The organism is Dyella sp. 2YAF14 (assembly GCF_052114725.1).
In the GTDB taxonomy this organism is placed as follows: domain Bacteria; phylum Pseudomonadota; class Gammaproteobacteria; order Xanthomonadales; family Rhodanobacteraceae; genus Dyella.
On record NZ_JBFRFH010000008.1, the window covers coordinates 136,924 to 162,495 of the forward strand.

A 25,572-nucleotide genomic window follows, 5' to 3' on the forward strand; every position below is an offset into this window, starting at 1 on the left:
GGCTGCTGTCAGGGTACCGAATGCCCCTTGCTGGCCGTCCAAATCGCATACCAATCTTCAGCATCCAGCTTCACATCCAGCGACGCCACCGCCTCGCGCAGACCATCGATACGACCGGTACCGGTGATGACGTGCGGACGCGACGGATGACGCAGCGACCAGGCGAAGGCCAGCGTGGTGAGCGTGATGCCACAGCGATCCGCGATCGCGGACATCTCGGCACGAACGCGCACGGCTTGTTCATCCTCGCCGGTAAACAACCTCCCGCCACCTAGCGGCGACCAGATCATCGGCCGCAGGCCCAGCTGCTGCGCCTGATCGAGCGTGCCGTCGTCAAGCGCATCCATTTGCAGCGGCGACAGTTCGACCTGGTTGGTGAGCAACGGGTGATGCTGATGCAGCAGGGCGAACTGGCTGGTCGTGTGGTTGGACACGCCCCAGTGCGCCACCTTGCCTTCGCGCGTGAGCGTGTCGAACGTCTGTGCCAGCGCCGCGGCATCCATCAGATAGTCGGGGCGATGGATCAGCACCAGGTCCAGTTGTTCGGTGTGCAGCTTTCGCAGTGATTGTTCGACCTGCTGGCGCACGTAGTGGGCGGAGCTGTCGTAGTAGTTGATGCGGTACGGGAGTTGCGCGGAGCGAAGGCGGATGCCGCACTTGGTGATCAGCTGCATGCGTTCGCGCAGTGACGGCGCTGTTTTGAGCGCTTCGCCGAATTGCGTTTCTGCCTGGTAGTCGCCGTAGATGTCGGCGTGGTCGAACGAGGTAATGCCCAGCTCCAGCGCTTGTTCGATCCAGCGCACGCGCTCTTGCACGGTGAGTTGCCAGCTGGTGATGCGCCAGAGGCCGGCGATGATGGGGGAGAGGGGGAGGTTGGGGGTTGGCATGGGTAATGGTTGGGGTGGTTGAGGGAGCAGTGTGACAAGGTTAGGGGGATTGTCGCCAGCTTCAGATCTTTTGGTTTGTTTGCAGTGTGCGCGCAGCGTTACTGGGCTGGTTGTTTCGCTTTCATGAGCTTGCCTGCCGCGGGCTTCCGACCTCCTGCCGGAGGCCGGGTCACTTTCTCTTGCTTGCCCAAGAGAAAGTAACCAAAGAGAAGGGCCCCCCGGATGGCGCGCCTTCCGGGCTGCGCCCTCCAGGTGCGCGGTCGAAAAACTGGCCGCATCCATGCGGCCACCCTGCGGGCTTTCCTCCACCCGTCCGCCGCGTCATACGGGGACCCCAAGAGCCAAAGGCCTAGAGCCAGAGCCGTGCGCTTAGAGTTGCGGTGACCTTGTAGGAGCGCACTTGTGCGCGACCATCCGACGGAGAGGTACACCCCAGCGCTGCGGTCGCGCACAAGTGCGCTCCTACAAGGGGACGCAGGTCATGGGTGTGGATAACGGTTTTGGTCGGCTTTTATTGTGGGAGCGCACCCTGTGCGCGACAAACCTACGGAGCGATACGCCCGGGCGTGGCGGTCGCGCACAGGGTGCGCTCCTACAACGGCTGGTCTCTATTGCGCCGCAGACGCTGTCGCCGCTACCGGCGCATGCGCCAATTCATCCGCCGACCAGCCACCACCCACATCGCCCATCAATGACACGGCATCCAGCAGCCTCTGCTGCTGCACACTCAAGGCATCCTGCTTGGTGCTCAGCTCGGTCGTCTGCGCCAGAGCGGCCGTCGTGTAATCCACCGTGCCGGCCTGGTATTCGTTGAATGCGATCTGCGATCCACGAGTGGCATCTTTGACCGCAGCGTCGAGCACCTGCGCTTGTTGGGCGAGGATGTTGATGCCTGAGAGATCGTCTTCAACGTTCTGGAAAGCGCCCAGCACGGTGCCACGATAGTTGGCGACAGCGGCTTCGTAGTTCGCGCGGGCAGCAGCGACTTCGCCGTGGCGTGCGCCAGCGTCGAAGATCGTTTCGCTCGCGTCGGCGCCCAGCGACCACACATGATTGGCCACATGCAGCAGGCCAGCGAGCGGGGACTGCGAGAAACCATCCGCGGCAGAGAGTGACAGCGACGGATAGTAGGCGGCGATCGCCACGCCAATGGCGGCATTCTGCGCAGCCATCTGACGCTCGGCTATCGCGATATCAGGGCGGCGCTGCAGCAGCGTGGAAGGTACGCCGGCGGGGACCTGGGGCAGGGTGGGGAGGGTGGCGTTGTGGGGAACGTCGAGCTCCTCGGGGTTCTTGCCCACCAGCACGGCGATGGCATGCACGTCTTGCGCACGCGCCACGCCCAGCGCGATCAGTTTGGATTGCGCGTTCTCCAGCTGCGTGCGCGCCGTGATGACATCCGAGGGCGCGATGGTGCCGGCCTTGTCCTGGTTGGCCACGACGCGCAGGTATTCCTTGTCCGCGTCGACGGTCTGCTGTAGCAGGTCGATGTTGGCGTCGGAGACGCGCAAGTTGATCACCGCCGTGGCAAGCGCGATTTGTTCGGACAAGGTGGCGTTGGCGAGAGTCGCTTGGCTCGCCAGTGCGGTGGCCTTGTTCTCCTCCACCGTACGGCGAACCTTGCCCCACAGATCCGGCGCCCAGCTCACATTGCCCTCCAGTGAACCGGAGGTGCTCACTGGAGTCAGGTGTTCGACGCCGCTGCCGGCGTTACCGGCGGCCGAGCGCTGCTTGCTGCCCGAGCCGGTGATGCCGATGGTGGGGAATAGCGCGCTGCGCGCCACCTGCACTTCGGCGACGGCGGCCTGATAGTTGGCGTAGCTCTGCGCCACGGTCTGGTTGGACACGGCCACCTGCGGTTCCAGCTCGTCGAGCAGCGGGTCGTTGAAGGCCTTCCACCAGTCGCCCTTGGGTGCGTCGTCGGCGGGCGTGGCAGAGGTCCAGCCGGGCATCTCTTTGTACTGGGTCGGTACGTTGACCTGCGGGCGGTGGTAGTCGGGACCCACCATGCAGCCGCCGAGCAGCGTCGCCAGCGAAACGGCCAGTAGATGGCGGGAAAAGATCTTGTTCATGCTTTTGCGTCCGATCGGTTCCACGGCAGGCTCTCGGACCAACGCGCCAGGCGTGCGCGCAGGCGGTCGAGGTATAAGTAGATCACTGGCGTGGTGTACAAGGTGAACACCTGGCTGAATATCAGGCCGCCCATCACCGTGATGCCCAGCGGCTGGCGCAGCGACGCGCCCTGGCCGATGCCGATCGCCAGCGGTACGGCGCCCAGCACGGCTGCCGCCGTAGTCATCATGATGGGGCGCAGTCGCACCACGGCGGCGTCGTGGATCGCCTTGCGCGGCTCCAGACCTTCGTCGCGCTGCAGGTGGATGGCCACGTCGATCATCATGATTGCGTTCTTCTTCACGATGCCGATCAGCAGGATGATGCCGATCATCGCGATCACCGAGAACGGCGTGCCGAAGATCAGCAAGGCCAGCGTCGCGCCGATGCCTGCCGAGGGCAGGGTGGAAAGAATCGTGATGGGATGCACCGTATTCTCGTACAGGATGCCGAGCACGATGTAGACGGCTGCGAGTGCCGCGAGGATCAGCAACGGCATGGTGCCCATGGACTGTGCGTAGACTTGAGCCGCACCTGCCGTCGCGCCATGGATGGAAGCCGGCATGCCCAACTCCTGCGCCGCTTCATTGATGGCGGCCAGGCCGTCGCTGAGCGAGCCGCCCGGCGGCAGGTTGAACGAGATGGTGCCGGCGACCAGGCCGCCCTGGTGATTCACCTGGGTGGCCGTGTGGTTGCTCACATATGACGCCAGCGCGGGGAAGGGCACCAGGGTTTCCGCCGAGGTGCTGTCCGCACTGCCGCTGGAGCTTCCGCCCTTGGCGTTGGCGATGGCATTGGTGAGCTGGTTGGCCTCGGCGTCGCTGTTGCGCGAGTTGGTGCTGGATGTCGTCGTGCTCGTGGTGCTGGCGGCGACGCCGCTCACGATGGATTTGGACATCTGCGTCTGCTGCGTACCCGATGCATTGCCCGCGGCGGTACTGAAGCGGATGCGATTGATGGTCTGCGGGTATTGCCAGTACTTGGGCGCCACTTCCATCACCACGAAGTACTGGTTCAGTTCGTTGTAGATGGTCGAGACGGTGCGCTGGCCGAAGGCGTCGTAGAGCACGCTGTCGATCTGGTTGGGCGCGAAGCCGTAGCGCGCCGAGGTGGCGCGGTCGATGTTCACATACAGCTGCAAGCCGTTCTGCTGCAGGTCCGAATTCACGTCGGTGATGCGGTCGTGGTACTTGCCCAGCGCCGTCACCAGGCGCGGCACCCAGGTGAACAAGGCCTCCGGATCGTCGCTGGTCAGCGTGTACTGATATTCGGAGGCCGATTGCCGGCCGCCGATGCGCAGATCCTGCGCCGCCTGCAGGAACAGCTTGGCGCCCGACACCGCGTTGAGTTTGGGACGCAGGCGATCCACCACCTGCGCGGCGGAAATCTTGCGCTCGGCCAGCGGCTTCAATTCGATGAATACATTGGCCGTGTTCAGCGCACGACCGCCGGTGAAGCCGGCCACCGAGGCCACCGCCGGATCCTTTTGCACGATGGCCTGCAACTGCGCGAGCTTCTTCTGCATCGCCTGGAAGGAGATGCTCTGGTCGGCAATGATCTGCCCGTTGAGGATGCCGTTGTCCTGCTCGGGAAAGAAGGTCGACGGTACCAGCCGGATCAGCACCACGTTGAGCACGATCAGGCCGATCAGGGTGAGCATCACCGCGAACGCATGATCGAGCACCACCGCGAGCGAGCGCGCATACGCCTGCCGGAAGCGCTCGAACTGCCGCTCGTACCACACGGCCCAGCGCGCCTTGGAATGCAGCGACTTGCGGCTGATCACAAAGGCCGCCATCGCCGGCGTCACCGTGAGCGAGATCACCAGCGAAAACAGGATGGCGATGGACAGCGTCACGGCGAACTCGTGGAACAGCAGGCCCACGATGCCCGGCATCAGCAGGATCGGCAGGAACACCGCGATCAGCGAAAGGCTCATCGAAATCACGGTGAAGCTCACCTCCGCGCTGCCGACCATCGCGGCCTCGCGTACGTCCATGCCCGCTTCGACATGGCGCACGATGTTTTCCAGCACCACCACCGCATCGTCCACCACGAAGCCGGTGCCGATGGTCAAGGCCATCAGCGAGAGGTTGTCGATGCTGTAACCCAGCAGGTACATCGGCCCGAAGGTGCCGACGATGGACAGCGGCAAGGCCACCGCCGGCACCAGCACGGCGCGCGGCGATTGCAGGAAGATATAGACCACGCCGATCACCAGCAGCACGGCCATGAACAGCGTGCGCTCGGTGTCGTTGACTGCCGCGTTGACCGACTGCGAGCGATCCACCGCCACGCCCACATGCACGTTGTGCGGCAAGGTGGCTTCGATCGACGGCAGCGCCTTGCGGATCTGCGCCACCGTCTTGACGATATTGCTGCCCGGCAACGGGTACACGATCACCAGCACGGCGTCCTGGCCGTTGTAGAGGCCGGCGTTGCGCAGGTTTTCCGCTGAATCGAGCACCTGCGCCACGTCGCGCAACTGCACCGGCGAACCATTGCGATAGGCGACGATCAGATCGCGATACGGCGCGGCTTTGTTGATCTGGTCGTTGGACAGCACTTCGAAGCGTTGGCCGGTCTGGTCGATATGACCCTTCACGCTGTCTGCGTTCGCCGCGCTGATTGCGGCGCGAACATCCTCCAGCCCGATGCCGTAACTATTGAGCTGGTCCGGTTCCAGTTCCACACGCACTGAGGGCAGCGCACTGCCGCCCAGGGTGATCTGGCCCACGCCATCGACCTGCGAGAGCTGCTGCTGGATCACCGAATCGGCCGAGTCGTACAGCTGCGCGCGGGTCAGCGTTTTTGACGTGAGCGCGAGCACCATGATCGGCGAGTCGGCCGGATTGAACTCGCGGTAGGTCGGGTTGTTGCGCAGCGTCGTCGGCAGGTCGGCGCGAGCCGCCTGGATCGCCGCCTGCACGTCGCGCGCCGCGCCGTTGATATCACGGTTGAGGCCGAACTGGATGACGATCTGCGCCGAGCCGACGGTGCTGGTGGAGGTCAGCTCGGAAACGTCGGCAATCGTGCCCAGTCGACGCTCCAGTGGCTCGGCCACGGTCGCAGCCATGATGCTGGGACTGGCGCCCGCCATGCTCGCCTGCACCACCACCACGGGGAAGGTGATGTTCGGCAGCGGCGCCACCGGCAGGTGGAAATACGCGAGCATGCCCGACAGCAGGATCGCCACGGCCAGCAGCGTGGTCGCCACCGGCCGCTTGATGAAGACGCCAGGGATGTTCACGCGCCTTCCCCAGCCGCCTCTTCAGGCAGGCGCTGGCGGCGGAAACGCTGGGCCAGCCGGTCGAAGTAGAGGTAGATCACCGGCGTGGTGAACAGCGTCAGCAACTGGCTGAGCAGCAAGCCACCGATGATGGCCAGGCCCAGCGGACGACGCAGCTCCGAACCCGTGCCCGAACCCAGCAACATCGGCAAGGCGCCCAGCATCGCCGCCAGCGTGGTCATCAGGATGGGACGGAAGCGCAGCAGGGACGCCTCGAAGATCGCTTCCTCCGCGGGCTTGCCGTGTTCGCGTTCGGCTTCGAGCGCAAAGTCCACGATCATGATCGCGTTCTTCTTCACGATGCCGATCAGCAACACGATGCCGATGATGCCAATCACATCCAGATCGCTGCCGGCAATCATCAACGCGACCAGCGCGCCGATGCCGGCCGAGGGCAGGGTGGAGAGAATCGTCACCGGATGGATGAAGCTCTCGTACAGCACGCCCAGCACGATATAGACGGCGATCAGGGCGGCGATGAGCAGGTAGACCTCGCTGGACAGCGAATCCTGGAACGCCTGCGCCGCGCCCTGGAAGGTGGACGTGATCGACGTCGGCAGATGCACCGCTGCCTCTGCCGCGTTCACTTCCTTCACAGCCTTGCTCAGCGAGGCGTCCTTGGCCAGGTTGAACGACACGGTGACGGCCGGGAACTGGGAGAGATGGCTGATCACCAGCGGCGACTTGGTGATCTTGATGGTGGCGATGCCCTTGAGCGGCACCTGGCCGCTGCTCGCCGTCTGGCTGGGCAGATACAGATCACCCAGCGATTCCACCGTAGGAATGCTTTCCGGCTTGGCCACCAGGATCACGCGGTATTGGCTGGCCTGTTCGAAGATGGTGGAAACAATGCGTTGGCCCAACGCATCGTAAAGCGCGTTGTCGATGGTGGCGGCAGTGATGCCGTAGCGCGCCGCCAGCTGGCGGTTCACTTCGACATTGACGGCCAGACCATCGTTGTTGAGATCGCTGGTGACGTCGGTGATCGACTTGATGTTCTTCAGTCGCGTGATCAGCTCAGGTACGTATTGCTGGAAGGCCTGCTGGTTGGGCCCGCGCAGTACGAACTGGTACTGGTTTGGCGAGATGGTGGTGTCGAGCGTGAGGTCCTGCTCGGGCTGCATGTACAGCTTGATGCCCGGGATGTTGGTCACTTCCTGCTGGATGCGACGCGAAATTTCCGCAGCGGTGGACGAGCGGTCGTCGCGCGGCTTGAGGTTGATCAGGAAGCGGCCGTTGTTGAGCGTGGTATTGGTGCCGTCGATGCCCACGTACGAGGTGAGGCTGGCTACGTCCTCGTCTTTGAGAATGGCATCGGCCAGCTGTTTCTGGCGATCCACCATCACTCCATAGGAAACGGAGTTGTCCGCGACGCTGATGCCTTGCAGCACACCCACGTCCTGCACCGGGAACAGGCCCTTGGGGATGACGATGTAAAGCACGATCGTGAGCGCGAGCGTGGCGAAGAACGTCAGCAGCGTCGCCATCTGATGCGCCATCACGAAGTGCAGGCCGCGCTTGTACGCCGCCAGCGTCTTGTCGAACAAGCCTTCGCTGATGCGTTCGAAGCGGCTGGGATGACGATCGGCCTGCGCCTTGAGAATGCGCGCGCACAGCATCGGCACCAGGGTCAGCGACACCACCGCCGACAGCACGATCGTCACCGCCAGCGTCACCGCGAACTCGCTGAACAAGCGGCCGATCACGCCGCCCATGAACAGCAGCGGGATCAGCACGGCAATCAACGACACCGTCAGCGAGAGGATGGTGAAGCCGATCTGGCCGGCGCCTTCGAGCGCGGCTTCCAGCGGCGTCTTGCCTTCCTCCAGGTAGCGCACGATGTTCTCGATCATCACGATCGAGTCGTCCACCACGAAGCCGGTGGCGATGATCAAGGCCATCAGCGACAGGTTGTCGATGGAATAGTTGAGCTCGTACATCAGCGCCAGCGTGCCGACCAGCGAGACTGGCACCGATATGCTGGGAATGATGGTGGCCGGCAGGTTGCGCAGGAACACGAAGATCACCAGCACGACCAGGATCACCGCGAGGATCAGTTCGAACGCGGCGTCATTGACCGAGGAGCGGATCACGCCGGTGCTGTCCGTAACCACTTCGACCTTCATGCCCGCGGGCAGGGTGGACTCCAGCTGCGGCAGCTGCTTCATGATCTGGTTGACGGTGGCGATCACGTTGGCGCCGGGCTGGCGTTGCACGTTGAGCACAATTGCCTGGGTCTTGTTGAACCACGCGCCTTGCTCGGTGTTCTGCGCGGCCTGCGTGACGCGGGCCACATCGCGCAGATAAACCGGCGACGAGTTCTGGTACGAAATGACGGTGTCCAGATAATCCTGCGGATTCTGGATCTGATCGTTGCCGTTGATCGTGTAGTCGAGATCGGGGCCGTCGAAGTTGCCCTTGGGCTGGCTCACGTTGACGTTGGCGATCAGCGAGCGCAGGTCATCGATATTGAGGCCGTAGCCAGCCAGCTTCTTGGGATCGGCCTCGATGCGGATGGCCGGCACGTTGCCGCCCGCCGGCGTCACCAGGCCAACGCCGGGCACCTGCGAGATCTTTGCGCCCAGGCGATTGTTCGCCACGTCCTGCAACTGGGGCAGCGACATGGAATTGGAGGTGACGGCCAGCGTGAGGATTGGGCGATCCGCCGGATTCACCTTGGCGTACGTGGGCGGTGCCGGCAGGCCGGAGGGCAGCAAGCTGTTCGCTGCGTTGATCGCCTCCTGCACATTCTGTTCGGCCACGTCGAGATTGAGCGACAGGTCGAACTGCAGCGTGATGATCGACGCACCCGCCGAACTATTGGAGGTCATCTGCTGCAGGCCGGGAATTTCACCCAGCTGCACTTCCAGCGGCGCCGTCACCGTGGTGGCCATCACCGATGGGCTGGCGCCTGGATAAAACGTCTGCACCTGGATCGTCGGATAGTCGACGTTGGGCAGGGATGACACCGGCAGGAACTTCATCGCCACGAGGCCGACCATCACGAGGGCGATCATCAGCAGCGAGGTGGCTACCGGCCTGATGATAAACAGGCGGGAAATATTCATCGGTTCTTGCGCCCGCGACTCACGACGACGCGCTGGCGGCGTGCGCGCGCTTGCCAGTGTGCGTGGCGGCAGGCGCGCCTGCGCTGCTGGCGCCGGCCGGATGCGGCTGCGCGATGCGGATCTTCGCGCCGTCGCTCAGGCGGTCCATGCCGTCGGTCACCACCTGCTGGCCGGCGGTGAGGCCAGCAAGGATGGCGGTGGATTTGCCGTCGCTGGGGCCGGGCGTCACCTTGTGCACGGATACCGTCTGGTCCGCATTGACCAGATACACATAGTCGCCGGGCGCGCCGCTCTGCACCGCCGAGGTGGGCACCAGCACCGCCTTCTGCAGTGTGTCGACCAGCATCTGCACGTTGACGAATTCGTTGGGGAACAACGCTTCGTCGTCATTGGCGAAGGTGGCGCGCAGCGTGACCGTACCGGTGCTGGTGGCCATCTGGTTGCTCAGCGCGTACAGCGTGCCGGTGGCGACCTGCTTGCTGTTGTCGCTGCTATAGGCGGTGACCGGCAGCTTGGCGCCGCCGTTCACGCGTTGCAGTACTTTGCCCAGCGAATTCTGCGGCACGGTGAATTGCACCGTGGTCGGCTTCATCTGCGTGATGGTGACGATGCCGGGCGAGGTGGACTGCGTCACGTAGTTGCCCGGATCAACCAGGCGCAAACCCACACGGCCGGCTACCGGCGCAGTGATATGGCAATAGGCGATGTCCAGATCGTCCTGCGCGATGGCGGCCTTGTCCGCTTTCACGGCCGCTTCGTTCTGCGCCACCGTGAACTTCTGGTCGGCATAGGTCTGTTCGGCGATCGACTTCTGCTCATGCAACTGGGTGAAGCGGACCAGGTCAGCGCGTGCCTGATCGAGCGTCGCCTGATCCTTGGCCAGCTGCGCTTGCGCTTGCTGCTTGTTGATCTCGTACTGGCGCTGGTCGATCTGCGCGAGGAACTGGCCTTTCTCGACGTCCTGGCCTTCCTGGTAGCCCACGCCCGTCAGGTAGCCGCTCAGTTGCGGCAGCACGTTGACCGTTGCCACCGGCGTGACCGTGCCCAGCGCGGTGAGCACTTCGGGCATATCGCCAAGCGTGGCGGTGGCGGCACTCACCACTTGGGGTGGCTGCCCAGTTTTGGTTTTTTGCCCGGAGAGGATATGGACCACGATCAGCACGAGCAGGATCACGATGATCACGGCCGCGATCAGTACGCCACGCTTCCTACGAGGGTGCCCGGACGTTTGGGCAGTGTCGGCACTCATCGACCATCTCCCAGCAACTCAAGTATGCAATTCACAAGACCAACCATTCGTATCGTTGTTCGCGAGCACGATGCGGCGACGATGTTGCGCCGTGACGTCGTGTTGACTGACTTCTAACGATCCGTGGTCCATGTGGTTGACCCGGGCAGGGGCGCGCGCGGCCATGACTTTGCCCGCAAAGCGCGTGGGCGCGGGGCTGACATGCAATGGAAAAAGTGATGGCACAAGCGTTGTCACGGACGAGTGATGCCTCGCGGCAAGACGCAGGTCCTTAGCTGCTTGATTAAGAAATATTCATCTAAGGTCGATCAGACCATGCGCGTGCGCTTCCACCAGTTCGTGACCTTTTCCTCGCGCACCAGCGTGAAGAGTCCCGAACCAAGAATGAGCGCGATGCCGATCAGCATGAACCAATCCAGGTGATCGCCGAACAGCCAGTAGCCGAAGAAAATCGCCCACAGCATCTGGCTGTATTGGGTGGGTGCGATGCGATTGGCGGGCGCGTGATGGGTGGCGAGCATCAGCAACACGCCGGCAAGCCCGGCGAGCAGACCGTAACCGGCCAGCAACCACCACTGATGCAGATCCGGCCAGATGAAACTTGGCAGCATCAACACGCCGCCGCTCACCAGCGGACCCATCACGCCGGCGCCGTAAAGGCTGATGCGTTTTTCATGCGGACCGGCCATGCGCAATGCGACCACCGACACCGCACCGGAAAGACCACAGGTCATCGCCGCCAGGTGCCCCACGCCGAGCTCGCGAAAACCCGGCCGCAGCACCACCAGCACGCCGAGGAAGCCTACGATCACCGCCGACCAGCGTCGCCAGCCCACGTGTTCCTTCAAGAAAATCACCGACAGCAGCGTCACGAAGATCGGCAACAAGAAAATCAGCGCAAACGCTTCGGCCATCGGCAAGGCGGTGAAGGCGATCACGGCGGAGATATTGCAGATGGCGCCGGTGATCGCGCGGATCCACCACAGGTGCGGCTTGCGTGCGGTGAACACGTCGAGATAGCGATCGCCGGGGTTACGGATGAAGGGCAGGGCGCTGAGCATCAGCACCGCGCCGAAGAACACCGCTTCATAGGCCGGCAACGTGCCGTGCAGCGATTTGACGAACGCATCGCTGATCGCATAGGCGGCGTAGCAGGCAAAGCCGAGTAACACACCTTTCAACATGGACGATCCGGTGGGGAAGCGGAATGTCGGCCGTCATGCCCCGGCCAGGCCGGCCGCAGGCGGTACCGCGGTGATCCGGGCTCGACGTCGGGCTAGACGGCGCGTGCGTCCCAGCCGGGGCTGGGACGCGGGAATGCGCATGGTCCCACAGCCCGTCACGCACGCCTACCCCGGGCCTGCTGCACCCCGCCATGATTCATCCCGTGGGCCGGGCTAGAATGGGGGATTGTCCCCTACGTCACGGAACTTCAAGCATGCCCGCTCGCCTGAATCCCCTCGATCTCTATGACGTCCGCTCCCTGCTTTCCGATGAGGAGCGCATGGTGCAGGACACCGTCGGCCGTTTCGTCGACGAGCGCGTCTTGCCGATCATCGGGGACTGCTTCGACCAGGCCCGTTTCCCCAAGGAACTGGTGCCTGAAATCGCCAGCCTGGGCCTGCTCGGCGCCACGCTGCCGGAGAAATACGGCTGCGCCGGCATGAACGGCGTGAGCTACGGCCTGATCTGCCAGGAGCTGGAGCGCGGCGATTCGGGCCTGCGCAGCTTCGCCTCGGTGCAGAGCTCGCTGTGCATGTACCCGATCTACGCCTACGGCACCGAAGAGCAGAAAATGCACTACCTGCCGAAGATGGCGGCGGGCGAAATCATCGGCTGCTTCGGCCTGACCGAACCGCACGGCGGCTCGGACCCGGCCAATATGAAGACCAACGCCAGGAAGGACGGCGGCGACTGGGTCATCAATGGCGCCAAGATGTGGATCACCAACGGCAACGTCGCGCACATCGCCATCGTGTGGGCGCAGACCGAGGACGGCATCCAGGGCTTCATCGTGCCGACCGACAGCAAGGGTTTCGCCGCGCAGGAAGTGCACAAGAAGATGAGCCTGCGTGCGTCGGTGACGTCGGGCCTGTTCTTCGACAACGTGCGCGTGCCCGAGGCCAACCGCCTGCCGAACGTGAAGGGCCTGAAGGGTCCGCTGGGCTGCCTCACGCAGGCGCGCTACGGCATCACCTGGGGCCCGATCGGTGCGGCCCAGGCCTGCCTGCAGGAAGTGCTGAACTACACCCAGGACCGCATCCTGTTCGGTCGCCCGCTGGCCTCCAACCAGGCGATCCAGATCAAGCTGGCCGAGATGGCCCGTCGCATCACCATGGCGCAGCTGCTGTCGCTGCAGCTCGGCCGCCTGAAGGACGCCGGCAATATGCAGCCGACCCAGGTGTCGATGGCCAAGTGGAACAACTGCCGCATGGCCATCGATATCGCGCGCGAATGCCGCGACATCCTCGGCGGCGCGGGCATCACCACCGAACACGTGGCCATTCGCCATGCGTTGAACCTGGAATCGGTGATCACCTATGAGGGCACCGAGACGGTGCATCAGCTGGTGGTGGGCCGTGAGTTGACGGGGATCAACGCGTTCTGAGGTTGCCCGTTGATCGCCACGACGTTGGGATTTTCGGCATGAGCTGGCAAACCACCCGCATCGAAACCGAACGCCTCCTCCTGCGCCCGCCGCAGGCGGAGGATTTCGACGCCTGGGCCGCCAACCTGGCCAACGCCGAATCCGCGCGTTTCATCGGCGGCCTGCAGTCGCGCGCCGTCGCGTGGCGCGGCTTCCTCACCATGGTGGGTGCATGGGCGGTGCAGGGCTTCGGCATGTTCTCGGTGATCGAGAAAAGCAGCGGCCAGTGGATCGGCCGCATGGGCCCCTGGTTTCCCGAAGGCTGGCCCGGTCGCGAAGTCGGCTGGGGCCTCGCGCGCCACGCCTGGGGCAAGGGCTACGCCGTCGAAGGCGCGACCGCCTGCATGAACTTTGCCTTCGATCGGCTGGGCTGGGATGAAGTGATCCACAGCATCGATCCGGCCAACGAATCGTCCAAGGCCCTGGCCAAAAAACTCGGCTCCGCACTGCGTGGGCCCGGTCGGCTGCCCGAACCGTTCGAGCATATCCCCATCGAAATCTGGGGACAGACCCGCGAGCAATGGCGGCAACGCGCATGAGCCACGTCACTCCCGCGCTCTACGCCACCCTGGCCGAGATCGTGCCGGAGCTGCACGTGCATTGCGTGGAGCCGTGGTGCGTGATCGGCAGTGCTGCGGCCTTGCTTGCCGGTGCGGATGTCGGCGTGGCCGATGTGGATCTGCTGGTGTCGCGCGCTGATGCGGATACTTTGATGACGCTGTGGGCTGAGCGACGTGAATCGGTCTACGAACCGGCAGGCGCCGAACGTTTCCGTTCGCATTTCGCACGCTTTCGGTTTCCTGGGCTGCCCGTCGAGGTGATGGGCGGGCTGGAGCTCAATCAGGGCGATGGCTGGAGGCCGGTGGAGGCCGGACGGTTGACCCTGGTGGGCCTCAATGGTCTCGCGGTGCCGGTGCCTTCGCTCGACGATCAGATTCGCATACTTGAAAGCTTCGGACGTGAGAAGGACGCACAACGTGCGAAAGCGCTGCGCGCTCTAGCTTCCTCTCCCCTGCGGGGAGAGGACTGAGGTGAGGGGCGGGTGCTCGCGATGACGCTGCTACGAAGCCTGCTTCGAACAGGCCATGCCGCGACCGTGGCCCCTCACCCCAGCCCTCTCTCCCAAGAGGGGACTACCTTCGGGTCGCCCGCAGGGGAGAGGGAGCAAAGGCGCAGCCCGCTCGCGCTGCTTCGCTTCGAATTGACACACCAAATTTCAGCCGTCCAAACGGCCACTCGTTGACGAGACCTCAAGCCACCATGACTGCCATCCCCTACACCCTCACGGCCCGCCATAAAGGCTTCAACCGCGCCGAGATCGTCGACCAGAATTTCATCGAGTTCGTGCAGCTCTGGCAGGGCGATGTGCATGCGCCGCTGGGCGGCCACTCGCCGGTGTTGCCGGGTAGCGCGCTCAACGGCCAGGGCTTTCGCGAGCTGCTCGAATCGCAGCTGATCAGTCGACATCTCGATTTGATGGCGCGCGTGCTGCGCGTGCAGAACAAGGTGTTCTACACCATCGGCTCCAGCGGCCACGAAGGCAATGCGATGGTGGCGCGCCTCACGCGGCATACCGATCCGGCCTTCCTGCATTACCGTTCCGGCGGCTTCATGGCCGAGCGCTTCCGCAAGCTGCCGGGCATGGATCCGGTGATGGATTCAGCGCTGTCGTTCGCCGCCAGCATGGAAGATCCCGCTTCCGGTGGCCGCCACAAGGTCTGGGGCAGCAAGCCGTTGTGGGTATTGCCGCAGACCTCCACCATCGCCTCGCACTTGCCCAAGGCACTGGGGACGGCCGTGGCCATCGAGCAGGCGCGCCGCATCGGCCACAAGCTGCCGATTCCGGAGGACAGCATCGCCGTCTGCTCGTTCGGCGATGCCTCGTCCAACCACGCCACCGCGCAGACTGCATTCAACGCCGCGGCATGGACGGCCTACCAGAAGCTGCCGGCGCCCGTTCTCTATGTGTGCGAAGACAACGGCATCGGCATCTCGGTGAAGACGCCCAACGGCTGGGTCGCGAACAACTTCCGTCATCGCGCCGATCTCGATTATTTCTACGCCGACGGCCTGGACCTGGCCGAAGGCTATGCCCAGGTGCAGGAGGCGGTGGAACACTGCCGCACCACGCGCCGACCGACCTTCCTGCATCTGCGCACCACGCGCGTGATGGGCCATGCCGGCACCGATTTCGAAATCGAGTGGCGCAGCGTGGAAGAGTTGTTTGCCGTCGAAGCCTCCGATCCGCTGCTGCGCTCGGCGGAGATCGCGCTCTCGTCGGGTCTGTACACCAAGGAGTCGCTGCTCGCGCTGTACGAAGCCACGCGCAAGCGTTGCTTCGAGGCGGCCGAAGATGCCGACCGCCGCCCGCGCCTGAGCACGCTGGAGCAGGTGATGAAGCCGCTCGCGCCGTACACGCCGGCGGCCGTGAAGGCCGAAGCGGAGCGCACGGACTATCAGGAGCGTCGCCTTGCCGCCTTCGGCAGCGAAGAGAAGCTGCCGGAGAATCAGCCGCCGCGTCATCTGGCCATCCAGATCGGCCAGGCGCTGCACGACATCATGGCCAAGTATCCCGAGTCGCTGCTGTTCGGCGAAGACGTGGCGCAGAAGGGCGGCGTCTACACCGTCACCAAGGGCTTGAACAAAACCTTCAAGGGCAGCCGCGTGTTCAACACGCTGTTGGACGAGACCATCATCCTCGGTCTCGCGCAGGGCTATGCCAACATGGGCATGCTGCCGCTGCCGGAAATCCAGTATCTGGCCTATTTCCACAACGCATGCGACCAGATCCGCGGCGAGGCGGCCTCGCTGCAGTTCTTCTCCAACGACCAGTTCCGCAATGCGATGGTGATGCGCGTGGCGAGCCTGGGTTACCAGAAGGGCTTTGGCGGGCATTTCCACAACGACAACTCGATCGCCGCGCTGCGCGATATTCCCGGCCTGGTGGTCGGCTGCCCGAGCCGCGGCGACGACGCGGCAACGATGCTGCGCACGATGACGGCGCTGGCCAAGGTCGACGGCCGCGTGTGTGCGTTCCTCGAGCCGATCGCGCTGTATATGACCAAGGATTTGTACGAGGCGGGCGATGGCCAGTGGCAATTCGGCTATCCCGCGCCGGGCGAGGCCATGACGCTGGGCGAAGGCCGCGTCTACGGCCAGGACGCCAACGACCTGGTGGTGTTCACCTTTGGCAATGGCGTGACGATGGCCTTGCGCGCCGCCCGCACGATCGAAGCGGAGCTGGGCTGGAAGGTGCGCGTGGTGGACCTGCGCTGGCTGGCGCCTCTCAACGACGCCTTCATCGCGGCGCAGGCAAAGTCCGCCAAACGGATCATCGTGCTGGACGAAGGTCGCAAGAGTGCTGGCGTGGGCGAGGGCATCATCACCGCCATCGCCGAAGGCGGTTGCGGTGGCACGCCGCTGGAGCGCGTGGTAGGTGCCGACACCTATACGCCGCTGGCTGGCGCTGCCTTGCTGGTGTTGCCCGGCGATGCCGATGTGGTCGCCGCGGCGCGCAAGCTGGGCTGAGCTGTGGCATGGTGGCGCCGGGTTGCCGGCGCCACGTCGTCTCCATCGCGACGGGCGCGAGTGCACGGCCACGCGAGGAGGCGTTCATGGATTACCGCTACGTAGTGATGCTGGGTTTCGTGCTTGCCAGCGCCGCCTGTTCGCAGCAGCCGGAAGACAAGACGGCCGCCGCCGCAACGCCGGCCACGGTCGCTGCCGCAGCGCCCGCGCTCGCCACGAGCGCGAGCAATCCCAGCGGCCTGACCTATCTTTACGACCTGATGCAGCGCCCGGATTTCTCCACGGCATTCGCCGCGCTGTACGGCGGCGACCAATTGCCTGCCTGGACCAGCCAGGGCGGCGTCGCGACACCGGCGCAGCAGGTCATCGTCCATGGCCACACGCAACTGCTCGCCACCGCCTGCAAGCCGCATGACTGCCCGGCCGAACGCATTTTGATTCTCTACGACGAGAACACGCACGCGATGTCCGGGTTGTTTGCGCGTCGCAAGGCCAATGCGTTGAACGATGCGGACAGCAATGATCCGGCCAATGACGATTTGCTGTGGCTGGGGTCGCCGGATGAGGCGTCGAAAGAGTTGCTGCGGCGGAAGCTTTATTCGCCGAATTGAGGGCAGCCCTCGCGTTCCGTTTCCCCTGTGTGGGAGCGCACCCTGTGCGCGACTGGTTATCGCGATGAGGTCGAAGTCTTGGGTAGAACTGAGGCAGTCGCGCACAGGGTGCGCTCCCACAAGGGCGAAACTGAGGTGCTCTCGCGCACAGGCTGCGCTCCTACAACGACGATCGCGGGTTCCGCGCGCCCCGCAACCTCCACCACTCCGCCCCCCCCCCCCGAATACGCACCACCAACCACGCCATCCCACTGACATACCCAGCCATCACATCGCTGACCGTTTCCCTGTGGGAGCGCACCCTGTGCGCGACTGGTTATCGCGATGAGGTCGATGTCTTAGGTAGAACTGAGGCAGTCGCGCACAGGGTGCGCTCCCACAAGGGCGGAACTGTGGTGCTCTCGCGCACAGGGTTCGCTCCTACAACGACGATGGCGGGTTCCGCGCGCCCCGCAACCTCCACCACTCCGCACCCCCAATACACACCACCAACCACGCCATTCCGCTGACATACCCGGCCATCACATCGCTGAAGTAATGCACTTGCAGCACGATGCGACTGAGGCCGATCACGCTGATCATCGCTACCGCGCCGGCCACCACCCAGCGATGCCAGCGATGCGGCAGCAGGCGCAGCAGCACATAGGCGAGCATGCCGTAGAACACCATCGCGCCAAACGCGTGGCCGCTGGGAAAACTCCAGCCGTGTTCCACCAGGTAGCCATGGTTGTGCAGCGGACGCGGTCGCTCGAACCATGCCTTCAGGCCGCTGTTGATCGGCACCACGCCGGCCATGGCGAGCGTCCAGCAAGCGGCAAGCCGCAGCTGCCGCTTGAACAACAACACGCCAAGGACCACCACCGTGATGGCCGCCACCGTGCCGAGATCGCCCAGGTGGGACACGGCCGCCACCAGTCGCAGCGCGCCGGGCTGCACGGCGCTGCGCAGGTCTTCGGCCAGCGTCTCGTCGAAGGTCGGCAGCCAGCGCGTGGCTTCCTCCTTGAGCGCGATGGCGATGGCCGCAAACAACAGGCACATCGTCACCAGCAGCAGAAACGCCGTGAAGCCGCGCAATGCCACGGGCTCACGGCCGGCGGCCAAGGTCTTTACCCCGTGATGGCGATTCCATTGCCATGCCAGATCGCCGGCCAGCAAGGCCGCTACCAGCAACACCGCCCACAGCGGCAGGGCGTGCTTGGCGATCCATTCAATCCAGTCGTTCATGCGCAGTCCTCGATGCAACGTTGCATGATCCGGGGCGCGAGCCTCCGCGTCGAGATGGTCGCCAGCATGACTTTCAGTGCTGGATCAGCAAGGCCTTTGCCGCGATAGTGTTGCCCTTTGCCCTGGCGGAGTGGCCGAATGTTCTTGCGTACCCTTTCCCCGCGACTGGCGGGCTGTATCGCGCTTTTGGTGCTGGCCGCGCCGGCCTGTGCGCAGACCACCTCGGCGAGCGTGCCGACGGCCGTCGTCTCCAGCAGCGCACAGCCGGCCTTGCCGGCCCAGCTGCAGGATTTCACCGCCTACGTGGACGGCGTGCGCAAGCAGTTCGACGTGCCGGGCATCGCGGTCGCCATCGTCAAGGACGGCCAGATCGTGCTGGAGCAGGGCTACGGCCTGCGCGAAGTGGGCAAGCCCGAGCCGGTCGATGCGCGCACGCGCTTTGCCATCGCCTCCAACACCAAGGCGTTCACGTCTGCAGCGCTGCAGATGCTGGCCGAACAGGGCAAGCTCAGCATGGACGATCGCGTGATCGATCATCTGCCGTGGTTCCAGATGTCCGATCCGTATGTGACGCGCGAGATGCGCATCCGCGATCTGCTGGCCCACCGCAGCGGCCTGGGCCTGGGCGCAGGCGATCTGCTGTATTGGCCGCCCACTTCGTACTCGACCAAGGAAGTGGTGCAGCGCCTGCGCAACGTGCCGCTGGCCACCAGCTTCCGCAGCGCCTATGCCTACGACAATATTTTGTTTGCCGTGGCCACCCTGGTGATCGAGCAGGTGTCGGGCCAGAGCTATGCCGACTTCATCAGCCAGCGCATCTTCGCGCCGGTGGGTATGGATGAGTCGCTGGTCGACATGACCCAGCTCAAACCCGGGATGGACGTGGCCATGGGCCACGCCAAGTTCAACTTCACCGAACTCAAACCGGTGCCGCCGATGGCCTGGTCGAACAACTCCGGCGCGGGCGGCATTTACGCCAGCGTGCACGACATGGCCAAGTGGATGAACGTGCAATTGGCCGGCGGCAAGCTGCCGGACGGCAAGGCGCTGTTCTCCGAAGACAGCCAGAAGCAGATGTGGTCGATGCTCACGCCGATGAAGATTTCCGAGCCGCCGGTGCCGGAACTCAAATCGATGCGCCCGAATTTCTCCGGCTATGGCGAAGGCTGGTTCCTCTCCGATTACCAGGGTCAACGCCTGGTGTGGCACACGGGTGGCTGGCCGGGCATGGTGTCGCGCGTGACGCTGGTGCCGGAACTTCACCTGGGCGTTGTGGTGCTCACCAACCAGGAGTCGGGCGCGGCTTTCAACGCAGTGACATATCGCGTGCTCGATGCTTACCTGGGCAAGGACAAGAAGGATTGGTGTGCCGCGTATGCCGCTGCGGTGAAGAAGTCCGAAGGCAATGCCGACGACAGCTGGAGCAAGCACGAGGCGGCGCGCGCCAAGAGCGGCAAGCCCACGCTGCCGTTGGCCAGTTATGCGGGCACGTTCCACGATCCGTGGTACGGCGATATCGAGGTCAGCCAGCAGGGCGGCAAGCTGCGCATGCGTTTCTCAAAGACCGCGCAACTGGTGGGCACCATGACGCCGTGGCAGCACGACACCTTCATCGTGCGCTGGGATGATCGCGCGCTCAACGCCGATGCCTTCGTGAGCTACGCGCTGGATGCCGATGGCAAGATTCGCGACGTGCGCATGGAACCGGTGTCGCCACTCACCGATTTCAGTTTCGACTTCCAGGATCTGCGCCTGACGCCCGCCAAGGCGGCCAAGACCTCCAGCGCGCCCTGACCAATAGCAGGGGCGATGCGTGCGGGACGCTGCCTATAGTGGCGGCGTCCCCACGGTGGAGTGCAGGTTGCATGAAACGGTTCGTTGCAGGCTTGCTGTGTGTTTCGGTTGCCGGTATCGCGTTCGCCGCTCCGGCCACGTGCGACTACGGTGTGTATGGCGAGGCGGGCAAGCCGCTCGTCGTCATCTCCAATCCCACGGCCAGCGGTGCGAGTGCACCGGAACGCTATACGTTTGTGGATGGCCATCGCGGCGACGTCAACGGCGCAGACGCACCGGTACGCTGCGAACAAGGCGTGGTGAGCGTGCGTCAGTCGGATGGACGCTACCTCGCGCAGCCAAAAGTGGCGTTGCGCGAAACGCCGACGCACTTCACCAGCCACGGCACCGAACTGGCGGGCGTGTTGATCGAACCGGCGCAGTCCAACGGCAAGCCGCCACTGGTGGTGTTTGTGCATGGTTCGGAAAAGACGCCTGGCATCGGCGGCTATTACCCCTTGGTGTTCGCTGCCGAAGGCCTGGCCGTGTTTGCGTACGACAAACGCGGCACCGGTGCATCCGCCGGTGACTACACGCAGAATTTCGAATTGCTCGCCGACGATGCCGCCGCCGCGCTCGACCAGGCGCGCAAGCTGGCGGCGGGCCGCTATTCGCGTGCCGGTTTCTTCGGCGGCAGCCAGGGCGGCTGGGTGGCGCCGCGCGCGGCGGCCTTGGCGCATGCGGATTATGTGGCCGTGGGTTTCGGCCTGGTGATGACACCGCTGGAGGAAGACCAGCAGCAAGTCGCGCTGGAGGTGCAGGAGAAAGGCTATGACACGGCGGCGATCGCCAAGGCACGCGAAGTGACCGACGCCACCGACGCGGTGATGGCCTCGCACTTCACCGCCGGCTACGACCAGCTGGCCGCGGTGAAGCGCAAGTTCGCCAACGAACCCTGGCTGCACACCATCGAAGGTGAGTTCACCGGCGAGTTGCTGGCCGAACAGGAAGCTGATCTGCGCCGCACTGGGGCGCCCCGCCACGACAATCTCAATATCCTCTGGAACTACGACGCGACAGCCGCCATCCGCGCGCTGAACATCCCGCAGCTATGGGTGCTGGCCGGTGACGACCGCGAAGCGCCGGGCAGCGTGACGCGCGAACGCCTGGTCGCGCTGAAACACGCAGGCAAGCCTATCGACCTCTATGTGTTCCCGCACACCGATCACGGCATGTACGAATTCGTGCAGAACCCGGATGGCAGCCGCCGCGTCACGCGCATCACCGAGGGCTATTTTCGCCTGCTCGCGGACTGGATCAGGCAGCAGGACGCGCCGCCGTATGGCACCGGTGAACGCATCCCCTGACGCTGCTTCGGCGTGAGCCAGGGTGATGGACTTTGTCGGCGATTCCGTTGAAGGTTCGTTTAAAAGGGGATCACCCACTAGGGAGTTAGTCATGCTGTCACACCGATCGAAGCTTGCCGTCCTGCTGTGCCTGGGACTGGCCACCGCCACTTGCATGGCCGCCGAGCCGGCCAGCGTGGCGCAGCGTTTCCACGTGGACCTGGCGGTAGCGGGCACGGACGTCGCGTCCGGTCGGCTGCTGGTGTTCGCCGAACCGGCCAAGCTCGCCGAGGCCGAAGCCAAGAACGGCAAGGTCGCGGAGGTGGATCTTGATCAGCTCTCGCCGGACAAGGTCAATGTGGCGGCGCGCGAAGTGAATCGCCTGGTGGCGGGGCAGGGCGTCGACATCGACGCCGACCAGCTGGCCTATCCGGCGGCCTTCAGCAAGTTGGCGCCCGGCGATTACTACGTGCAGGCGGTGCTCGACGCCAACCACAGCTACAACTATGGCGGCCGCGGCGAAGGCGATCTGGTCAGCAGCGTGATGAAGGTGCATCTGCCGGCCACCGGCCTGCCGCCGATCAAACTCGCGACCCGATTGCCTGCCGCCGATCCCTGGGCGCTGTCGCCTTCGATCAATCCGGCCGCGCGCGAGGCGCTGCCCGAAGCGCGCAAGCACGTGCAGACCATCGACTTCGTCAGTCCCGCACTCACTGCTTTCTGGGGCCGGCCGATCCATATGCGCGGCCTGGTCCTGCTGCCGCCTGGCTACGATGCCAAGGCCAAGGTGACCTATCCCGTGGTGTATTACACGCATGGCTTTGGCGGCGGCATGGATCACTTCGCCGGCGTCGTCGCCAACACCTGGCTGGCCATGTCCAACGGCCAGATGCCGCCGATGATCTGGGTGCTGCTCGACGAATCATTGCCCACCGGCACACACGAGTTTGCCGACTCGGTGAACAACGGACCGTGGGGCAAGGCGCTCACCGAAGAGCTGATTCCGCAGCTGGAATCGAGCTATCGCATGGACGCCAAAGTGTCGGGCCGGTTCCTCAACGGCCACTCGTCCGGCGGCTGGGCCACGCTGTGGCTGCAGACGCGCTATCCGAAGACGTTTGGAGGCACCTGGTCCACCTCGCCCGATTCCAGCGACTTCCATGATTTCACCGGCGTCGATCTGTATGCGGCGCACGCCAACGTTTATCGCAACCCTGAGGGCGCCGCGTACCCGCTGATCCGCGACCAGGGCAAGGTGGTCGCCTCTTTCCAGCAGTACGCGCAGATGGAACGCGTGTTCGGCAGCTACGGCGGCCAGATGGCGTCGTTCGAATGGGTGTTTTCGCCGCGCGGCGCCGATGGCCGTCCGCTGGCGATGTTCGATCGCGATACCGGTGAGGTGAACACGAACGTGGTCGACTACTGGCGCGACCATTACGACATCGCCCATCACCTGCAGGCCCAGTGGCCGCAGCTGGCGCCGGACCTGGACGGCAAGATCCACCTCATCGTGGGTACGGCCGACACGTTCTACCTGGATGGCTCGGCGCATCGACTCAAGACGGTGCTCGATGGACTGCATGCAAAGTCGGACATCCGCTTCCTGCCCAATAAGACCCACTTTGATCTGTACGCCGTCGGTGCGGACCGCACGGCTTTGCTCAAGCAGATCGCCTGGGAGATGTATGCGGTGGCGCGTCCGCAGTCGAATCTGAAGCGGGCAGCGGCACCTTGAGGTTCGTCGCGCCGACGAAACTGCTATGTCTTAAGCCATAGACCGTCGGTGTGATGCTTGATGATGTGATGGCCATCCATTGTGATGGCCATCACATTGCCTCGATCCAACTTTCGGGAAACGGACAACGCGGTAGCCATCGGCACGCCAATCTCACGCATCTTGCGAATCTCACGCTTTTTCACCTTGTTTTCAGGCCTCAAGGGCATCTTTCCCACGCCGATACCTCTCACGCGGGAGAGACAAACGCAGTAGCCGACGCCCCACGCGCGACGTGTCTGGGGCGGCGCTGTGTCGTTGGAAGAGGAGCCGGATCGCTGCGCGCAGCGATCCGTGCCAGCGCCCTCCCGCAGAGATTTCACGGGCATGCAGTCAATGCGTGCTCAAAAACCGGGGGAGAGGGCCATGGGAAAAGAGACACCGGAGTTGCAGCTCGTGCCGCATGAGCTTCGCGCCGTCAGTGACGCATTGCATCGCGTGCAGGCCGTGATCGAGTTCGACCTCAAGGGCAAGGTGCTCCACGCCAACGACAACTTTCTCAAGGCGATGGGCTACACGCTGGAGGATATTCGCGGCCAGCACCATCGCATCTTTTGCGAACCTGCCTACGCGGCCAGCGCCGAGTACAAGAAATTCTGGGAAAACCTCGGCAAAGGCGTGCTCGACCGCGGTGAGTACAAGCGCATCGGCGGCGACGGCCGCGAAGTGTGGATCAACGCCTCCTACAACCCGGTATTCGACGAGAACGGCAAGCCGTACAAGGTGATCAAGTTCGCCACGGACGTGACCGCCAATCGCCAGCAGAAGGCGGAGTTCGAAGGCAAGGTCAACGCCATCGACAAGGCCCAGGCGATGATCGAGTTCGATCTCGGTGGCCACGTGATCAGCGCGAACGACAACTTTCTCAAGGCGATGGGCTATGAACTGGAGGAAATCCAGGGCCACCATCACCGCATGTTCTGCGAGGACAGCTACACGGCCAGCGCGGCCTACGCGGACTTCTGGGCCAAGCTCAACCGCGGCGAATTCGACGCAGGCCGCTACAAGCGCATGGGCAAGGGCGGTCGGGTGATCTGGATCCAGGCCACTTACAACCCGATCTACGACGGCAACGGTCGACTGAGCAAGGTAGTGAAGTTTGCCACCGACGTCACCGCGCAAGTGGCCATGGAAGAGGGCGTGAAGCTCCGCGCCGCCGACGACCAGCGCAAGGTCGAGGCCCTGCTCAAAACGGTGCGACTGGCCGCGGAAGGCGATCTCACCGGCGAAGTACGCGTCGAGGGCAGCGATCCCATCGATCAGCTCGCCGACGGCATCCAGCAAATGATGAGCGACCTGCGCAGCGTGATCGGCAAGGTGGTCGACAACGCCGGCGGCTTCTCCGGCAGTTCGCAGGAGATCGCCGGCCGCGCCAGCGGCGTGGCCAGTGGCGCGCAATTGCTCGGCGCCACGGTGGAAGAAATGAATGCGTCGATCGAAGAACTCACCGCCTCGATCAATTCCATCGCCACCAACTCCCGCAGCGCCGACCAGCTCGCCAAGGACACGCACCAGGAAGCCGAACGCGGCGCCAAGGCGATTGCGCGCTCGATCGAGTCGATGGAACTGATCAACAAATCCTCCGAAGACATCAGCGAGATCATCAAGGTGATCGGCGAGATCGCCAGCCAGACCAACCTGCTCGCCTTCAACGCCGCCATCGAAGCGGCGCGTGCGGGCGAGCACGGCCTGGGCTTCTCGGTGGTGGCGGACGAAGTGCGCAAGCTGGCGGAACGCTCCTCGCAGGCCACCAAGGAAATCTCCAAGCTGATCAACGAATCGGTGAAGCGCGTGGCGCAGGGCAGCGAGATCTCCAAGCAGGCCGGCGAAGCGTTCGAGAAAATCGTTGCCGGCGTGGGCCGCACTACCCAGGCGATCTCCGAGATCTCCTGCGGCGCAGACGAACAACTGGTGGCGGCGCGCGAAGTGAGCGCGGCGATCCAGCAGGTGGCCGAAGAAACCGAGAAGTCGGCGACTGCCTGCGACACCATTGCCCGTTCCACCACCTCGCTCACCCAGGGAGCCGATGAACTGAATCGGACGGTCCAGCGGTTCGTGGTCTGA

The 25,572-nt window shown here is 64.1% G+C and carries 16 protein-coding genes; 9 read left to right on the forward strand and 7 right to left on the reverse strand.

Going from position 1 to position 25,572, the window contains the following annotated elements; translation table 11 throughout:
• Window positions 1-8 precede the first annotated feature (8 nt).
• The 6 genes from AB4Y82_RS13420 to AB4Y82_RS13445 form a co-directional block, all read right to left on the reverse strand.
• Window positions 9-887: an aldo/keto reductase gene (locus AB4Y82_RS13420; protein WP_441603671.1), complete on the reverse strand. Its 879-nt coding sequence runs from the start codon at window positions 885-887 to the stop codon at window positions 9-11.
• A 608-nt stretch (window positions 888-1,495) separates the two neighbouring features.
• A complete protein-coding gene (locus AB4Y82_RS13425) occupies window positions 1,496-2,959 on the reverse strand; it encodes an efflux transporter outer membrane subunit (protein ID WP_441603672.1) in 1,464 nt (487 codons plus the stop codon).
• Window positions 2,956-6,249: an efflux RND transporter permease subunit gene (locus AB4Y82_RS13430; RefSeq protein ID WP_441603673.1), complete on the reverse strand. Its 3,294-nt coding sequence runs from the start codon at window positions 6,247-6,249 to the stop codon at window positions 2,956-2,958. The genes AB4Y82_RS13425 and AB4Y82_RS13430 overlap by 4 nt, the downstream gene beginning before the upstream one ends.
• Window positions 6,246-9,356: an efflux RND transporter permease subunit gene (locus AB4Y82_RS13435; RefSeq protein ID WP_441603674.1), complete on the reverse strand. Its 3,111-nt coding sequence runs from the start codon at window positions 9,354-9,356 to the stop codon at window positions 6,246-6,248. The genes AB4Y82_RS13430 and AB4Y82_RS13435 overlap by 4 nt, the downstream gene beginning before the upstream one ends.
• Before the next feature lie 19 nt (window positions 9,357-9,375).
• Window positions 9,376-10,539 (reverse strand): efflux RND transporter periplasmic adaptor subunit, encoded by a 1,164-nt coding sequence (locus tag AB4Y82_RS13440; protein ID WP_441603675.1) that lies wholly within the window; start codon window positions 10,537-10,539, stop codon window positions 9,376-9,378.
• Between the two features lie 374 nt (window positions 10,540-10,913).
• Complete coding sequence (locus AB4Y82_RS13445; protein WP_441611392.1) at window positions 10,914-11,789, reverse strand: DMT family transporter; 876 nt, start codon at window positions 11,787-11,789, stop codon at window positions 10,914-10,916.
• 254 nt (window positions 11,790-12,043) lie between these two features.
• Between AB4Y82_RS13445 and AB4Y82_RS13450 the strand changes: the two genes are divergently transcribed.
• The 5 genes from AB4Y82_RS13450 (at window position 12,044) to AB4Y82_RS13470 (ending at window position 17,391) form a co-directional block, all read left to right on the forward strand.
• On the forward strand, window positions 12,044-13,213 hold the full coding sequence (locus AB4Y82_RS13450; RefSeq protein WP_441603677.1) for an acyl-CoA dehydrogenase family protein: 1,170 nt from the start codon (window positions 12,044-12,046) through the stop codon (window positions 13,211-13,213).
• Between the two features lie 38 nt (window positions 13,214-13,251).
• The gene (locus AB4Y82_RS13455) at window positions 13,252-13,791 is read left to right on the forward strand and encodes a GNAT family N-acetyltransferase (RefSeq protein WP_441603678.1); all 540 of its coding nucleotides are present in this window, start codon (window positions 13,252-13,254) and stop codon (window positions 13,789-13,791) included.
• The gene (locus tag AB4Y82_RS13460) at window positions 13,788-14,282 is read left to right on the forward strand and encodes a hypothetical protein (protein WP_441611394.1); all 495 of its coding nucleotides are present in this window, start codon (window positions 13,788-13,790) and stop codon (window positions 14,280-14,282) included. Before AB4Y82_RS13455 ends, AB4Y82_RS13460 begins: the two co-directional genes overlap by 4 nt.
• Before the next feature lie 230 nt (window positions 14,283-14,512).
• The gene (locus AB4Y82_RS13465) at window positions 14,513-16,780 is read left to right on the forward strand and encodes a thiamine pyrophosphate-dependent enzyme (protein ID WP_441603680.1); all 2,268 of its coding nucleotides are present in this window, start codon (window positions 14,513-14,515) and stop codon (window positions 16,778-16,780) included.
• 86 nt (window positions 16,781-16,866) lie between these two features.
• On the forward strand, window positions 16,867-17,391 hold the full coding sequence (locus tag AB4Y82_RS13470; protein WP_441603681.1) for an Ivy family c-type lysozyme inhibitor: 525 nt from the start codon (window positions 16,867-16,869) through the stop codon (window positions 17,389-17,391).
• Window positions 17,392-17,811: 420 nt separating this feature from the next.
• On the opposite strand, the gene AB4Y82_RS13475 is transcribed toward AB4Y82_RS13470, so the two are convergent.
• Window positions 17,812-18,615 (reverse strand): phosphatase PAP2 family protein, encoded by an 804-nt coding sequence (locus AB4Y82_RS13475; protein WP_441603682.1) that lies wholly within the window; start codon window positions 18,613-18,615, stop codon window positions 17,812-17,814.
• Between the two features lie 138 nt (window positions 18,616-18,753).
• On the opposite strand from AB4Y82_RS13475, the gene AB4Y82_RS13480 reads away from it, so the two are divergent.
• The 4 genes from AB4Y82_RS13480 to AB4Y82_RS13495 all read left to right on the forward strand — a co-directional run bounded on the left by AB4Y82_RS13480 (window position 18,754) and on the right by AB4Y82_RS13495 (window position 25,572).
• Window positions 18,754-20,409 (forward strand): serine hydrolase, encoded by a 1,656-nt coding sequence (locus AB4Y82_RS13480; protein ID WP_441603683.1) that lies wholly within the window; start codon window positions 18,754-18,756, stop codon window positions 20,407-20,409.
• Window positions 20,410-20,480: 71 nt separating this feature from the next.
• Window positions 20,481-21,755 (forward strand): alpha/beta hydrolase family protein, encoded by a 1,275-nt coding sequence (locus tag AB4Y82_RS13485; RefSeq protein WP_441603684.1) that lies wholly within the window; start codon window positions 20,481-20,483, stop codon window positions 21,753-21,755.
• A gap of 91 nt (window positions 21,756-21,846) precedes the next feature.
• A complete protein-coding gene (locus tag AB4Y82_RS13490; protein WP_441603685.1) occupies window positions 21,847-23,469 on the forward strand; it encodes an alpha/beta hydrolase in 1,623 nt (540 codons plus the stop codon).
• Window positions 23,470-23,874: 405 nt separating this feature from the next.
• The gene (locus tag AB4Y82_RS13495; protein WP_441611396.1) at window positions 23,875-25,572 is read left to right on the forward strand and encodes a methyl-accepting chemotaxis protein; all 1,698 of its coding nucleotides are present in this window, start codon (window positions 23,875-23,877) and stop codon (window positions 25,570-25,572) included.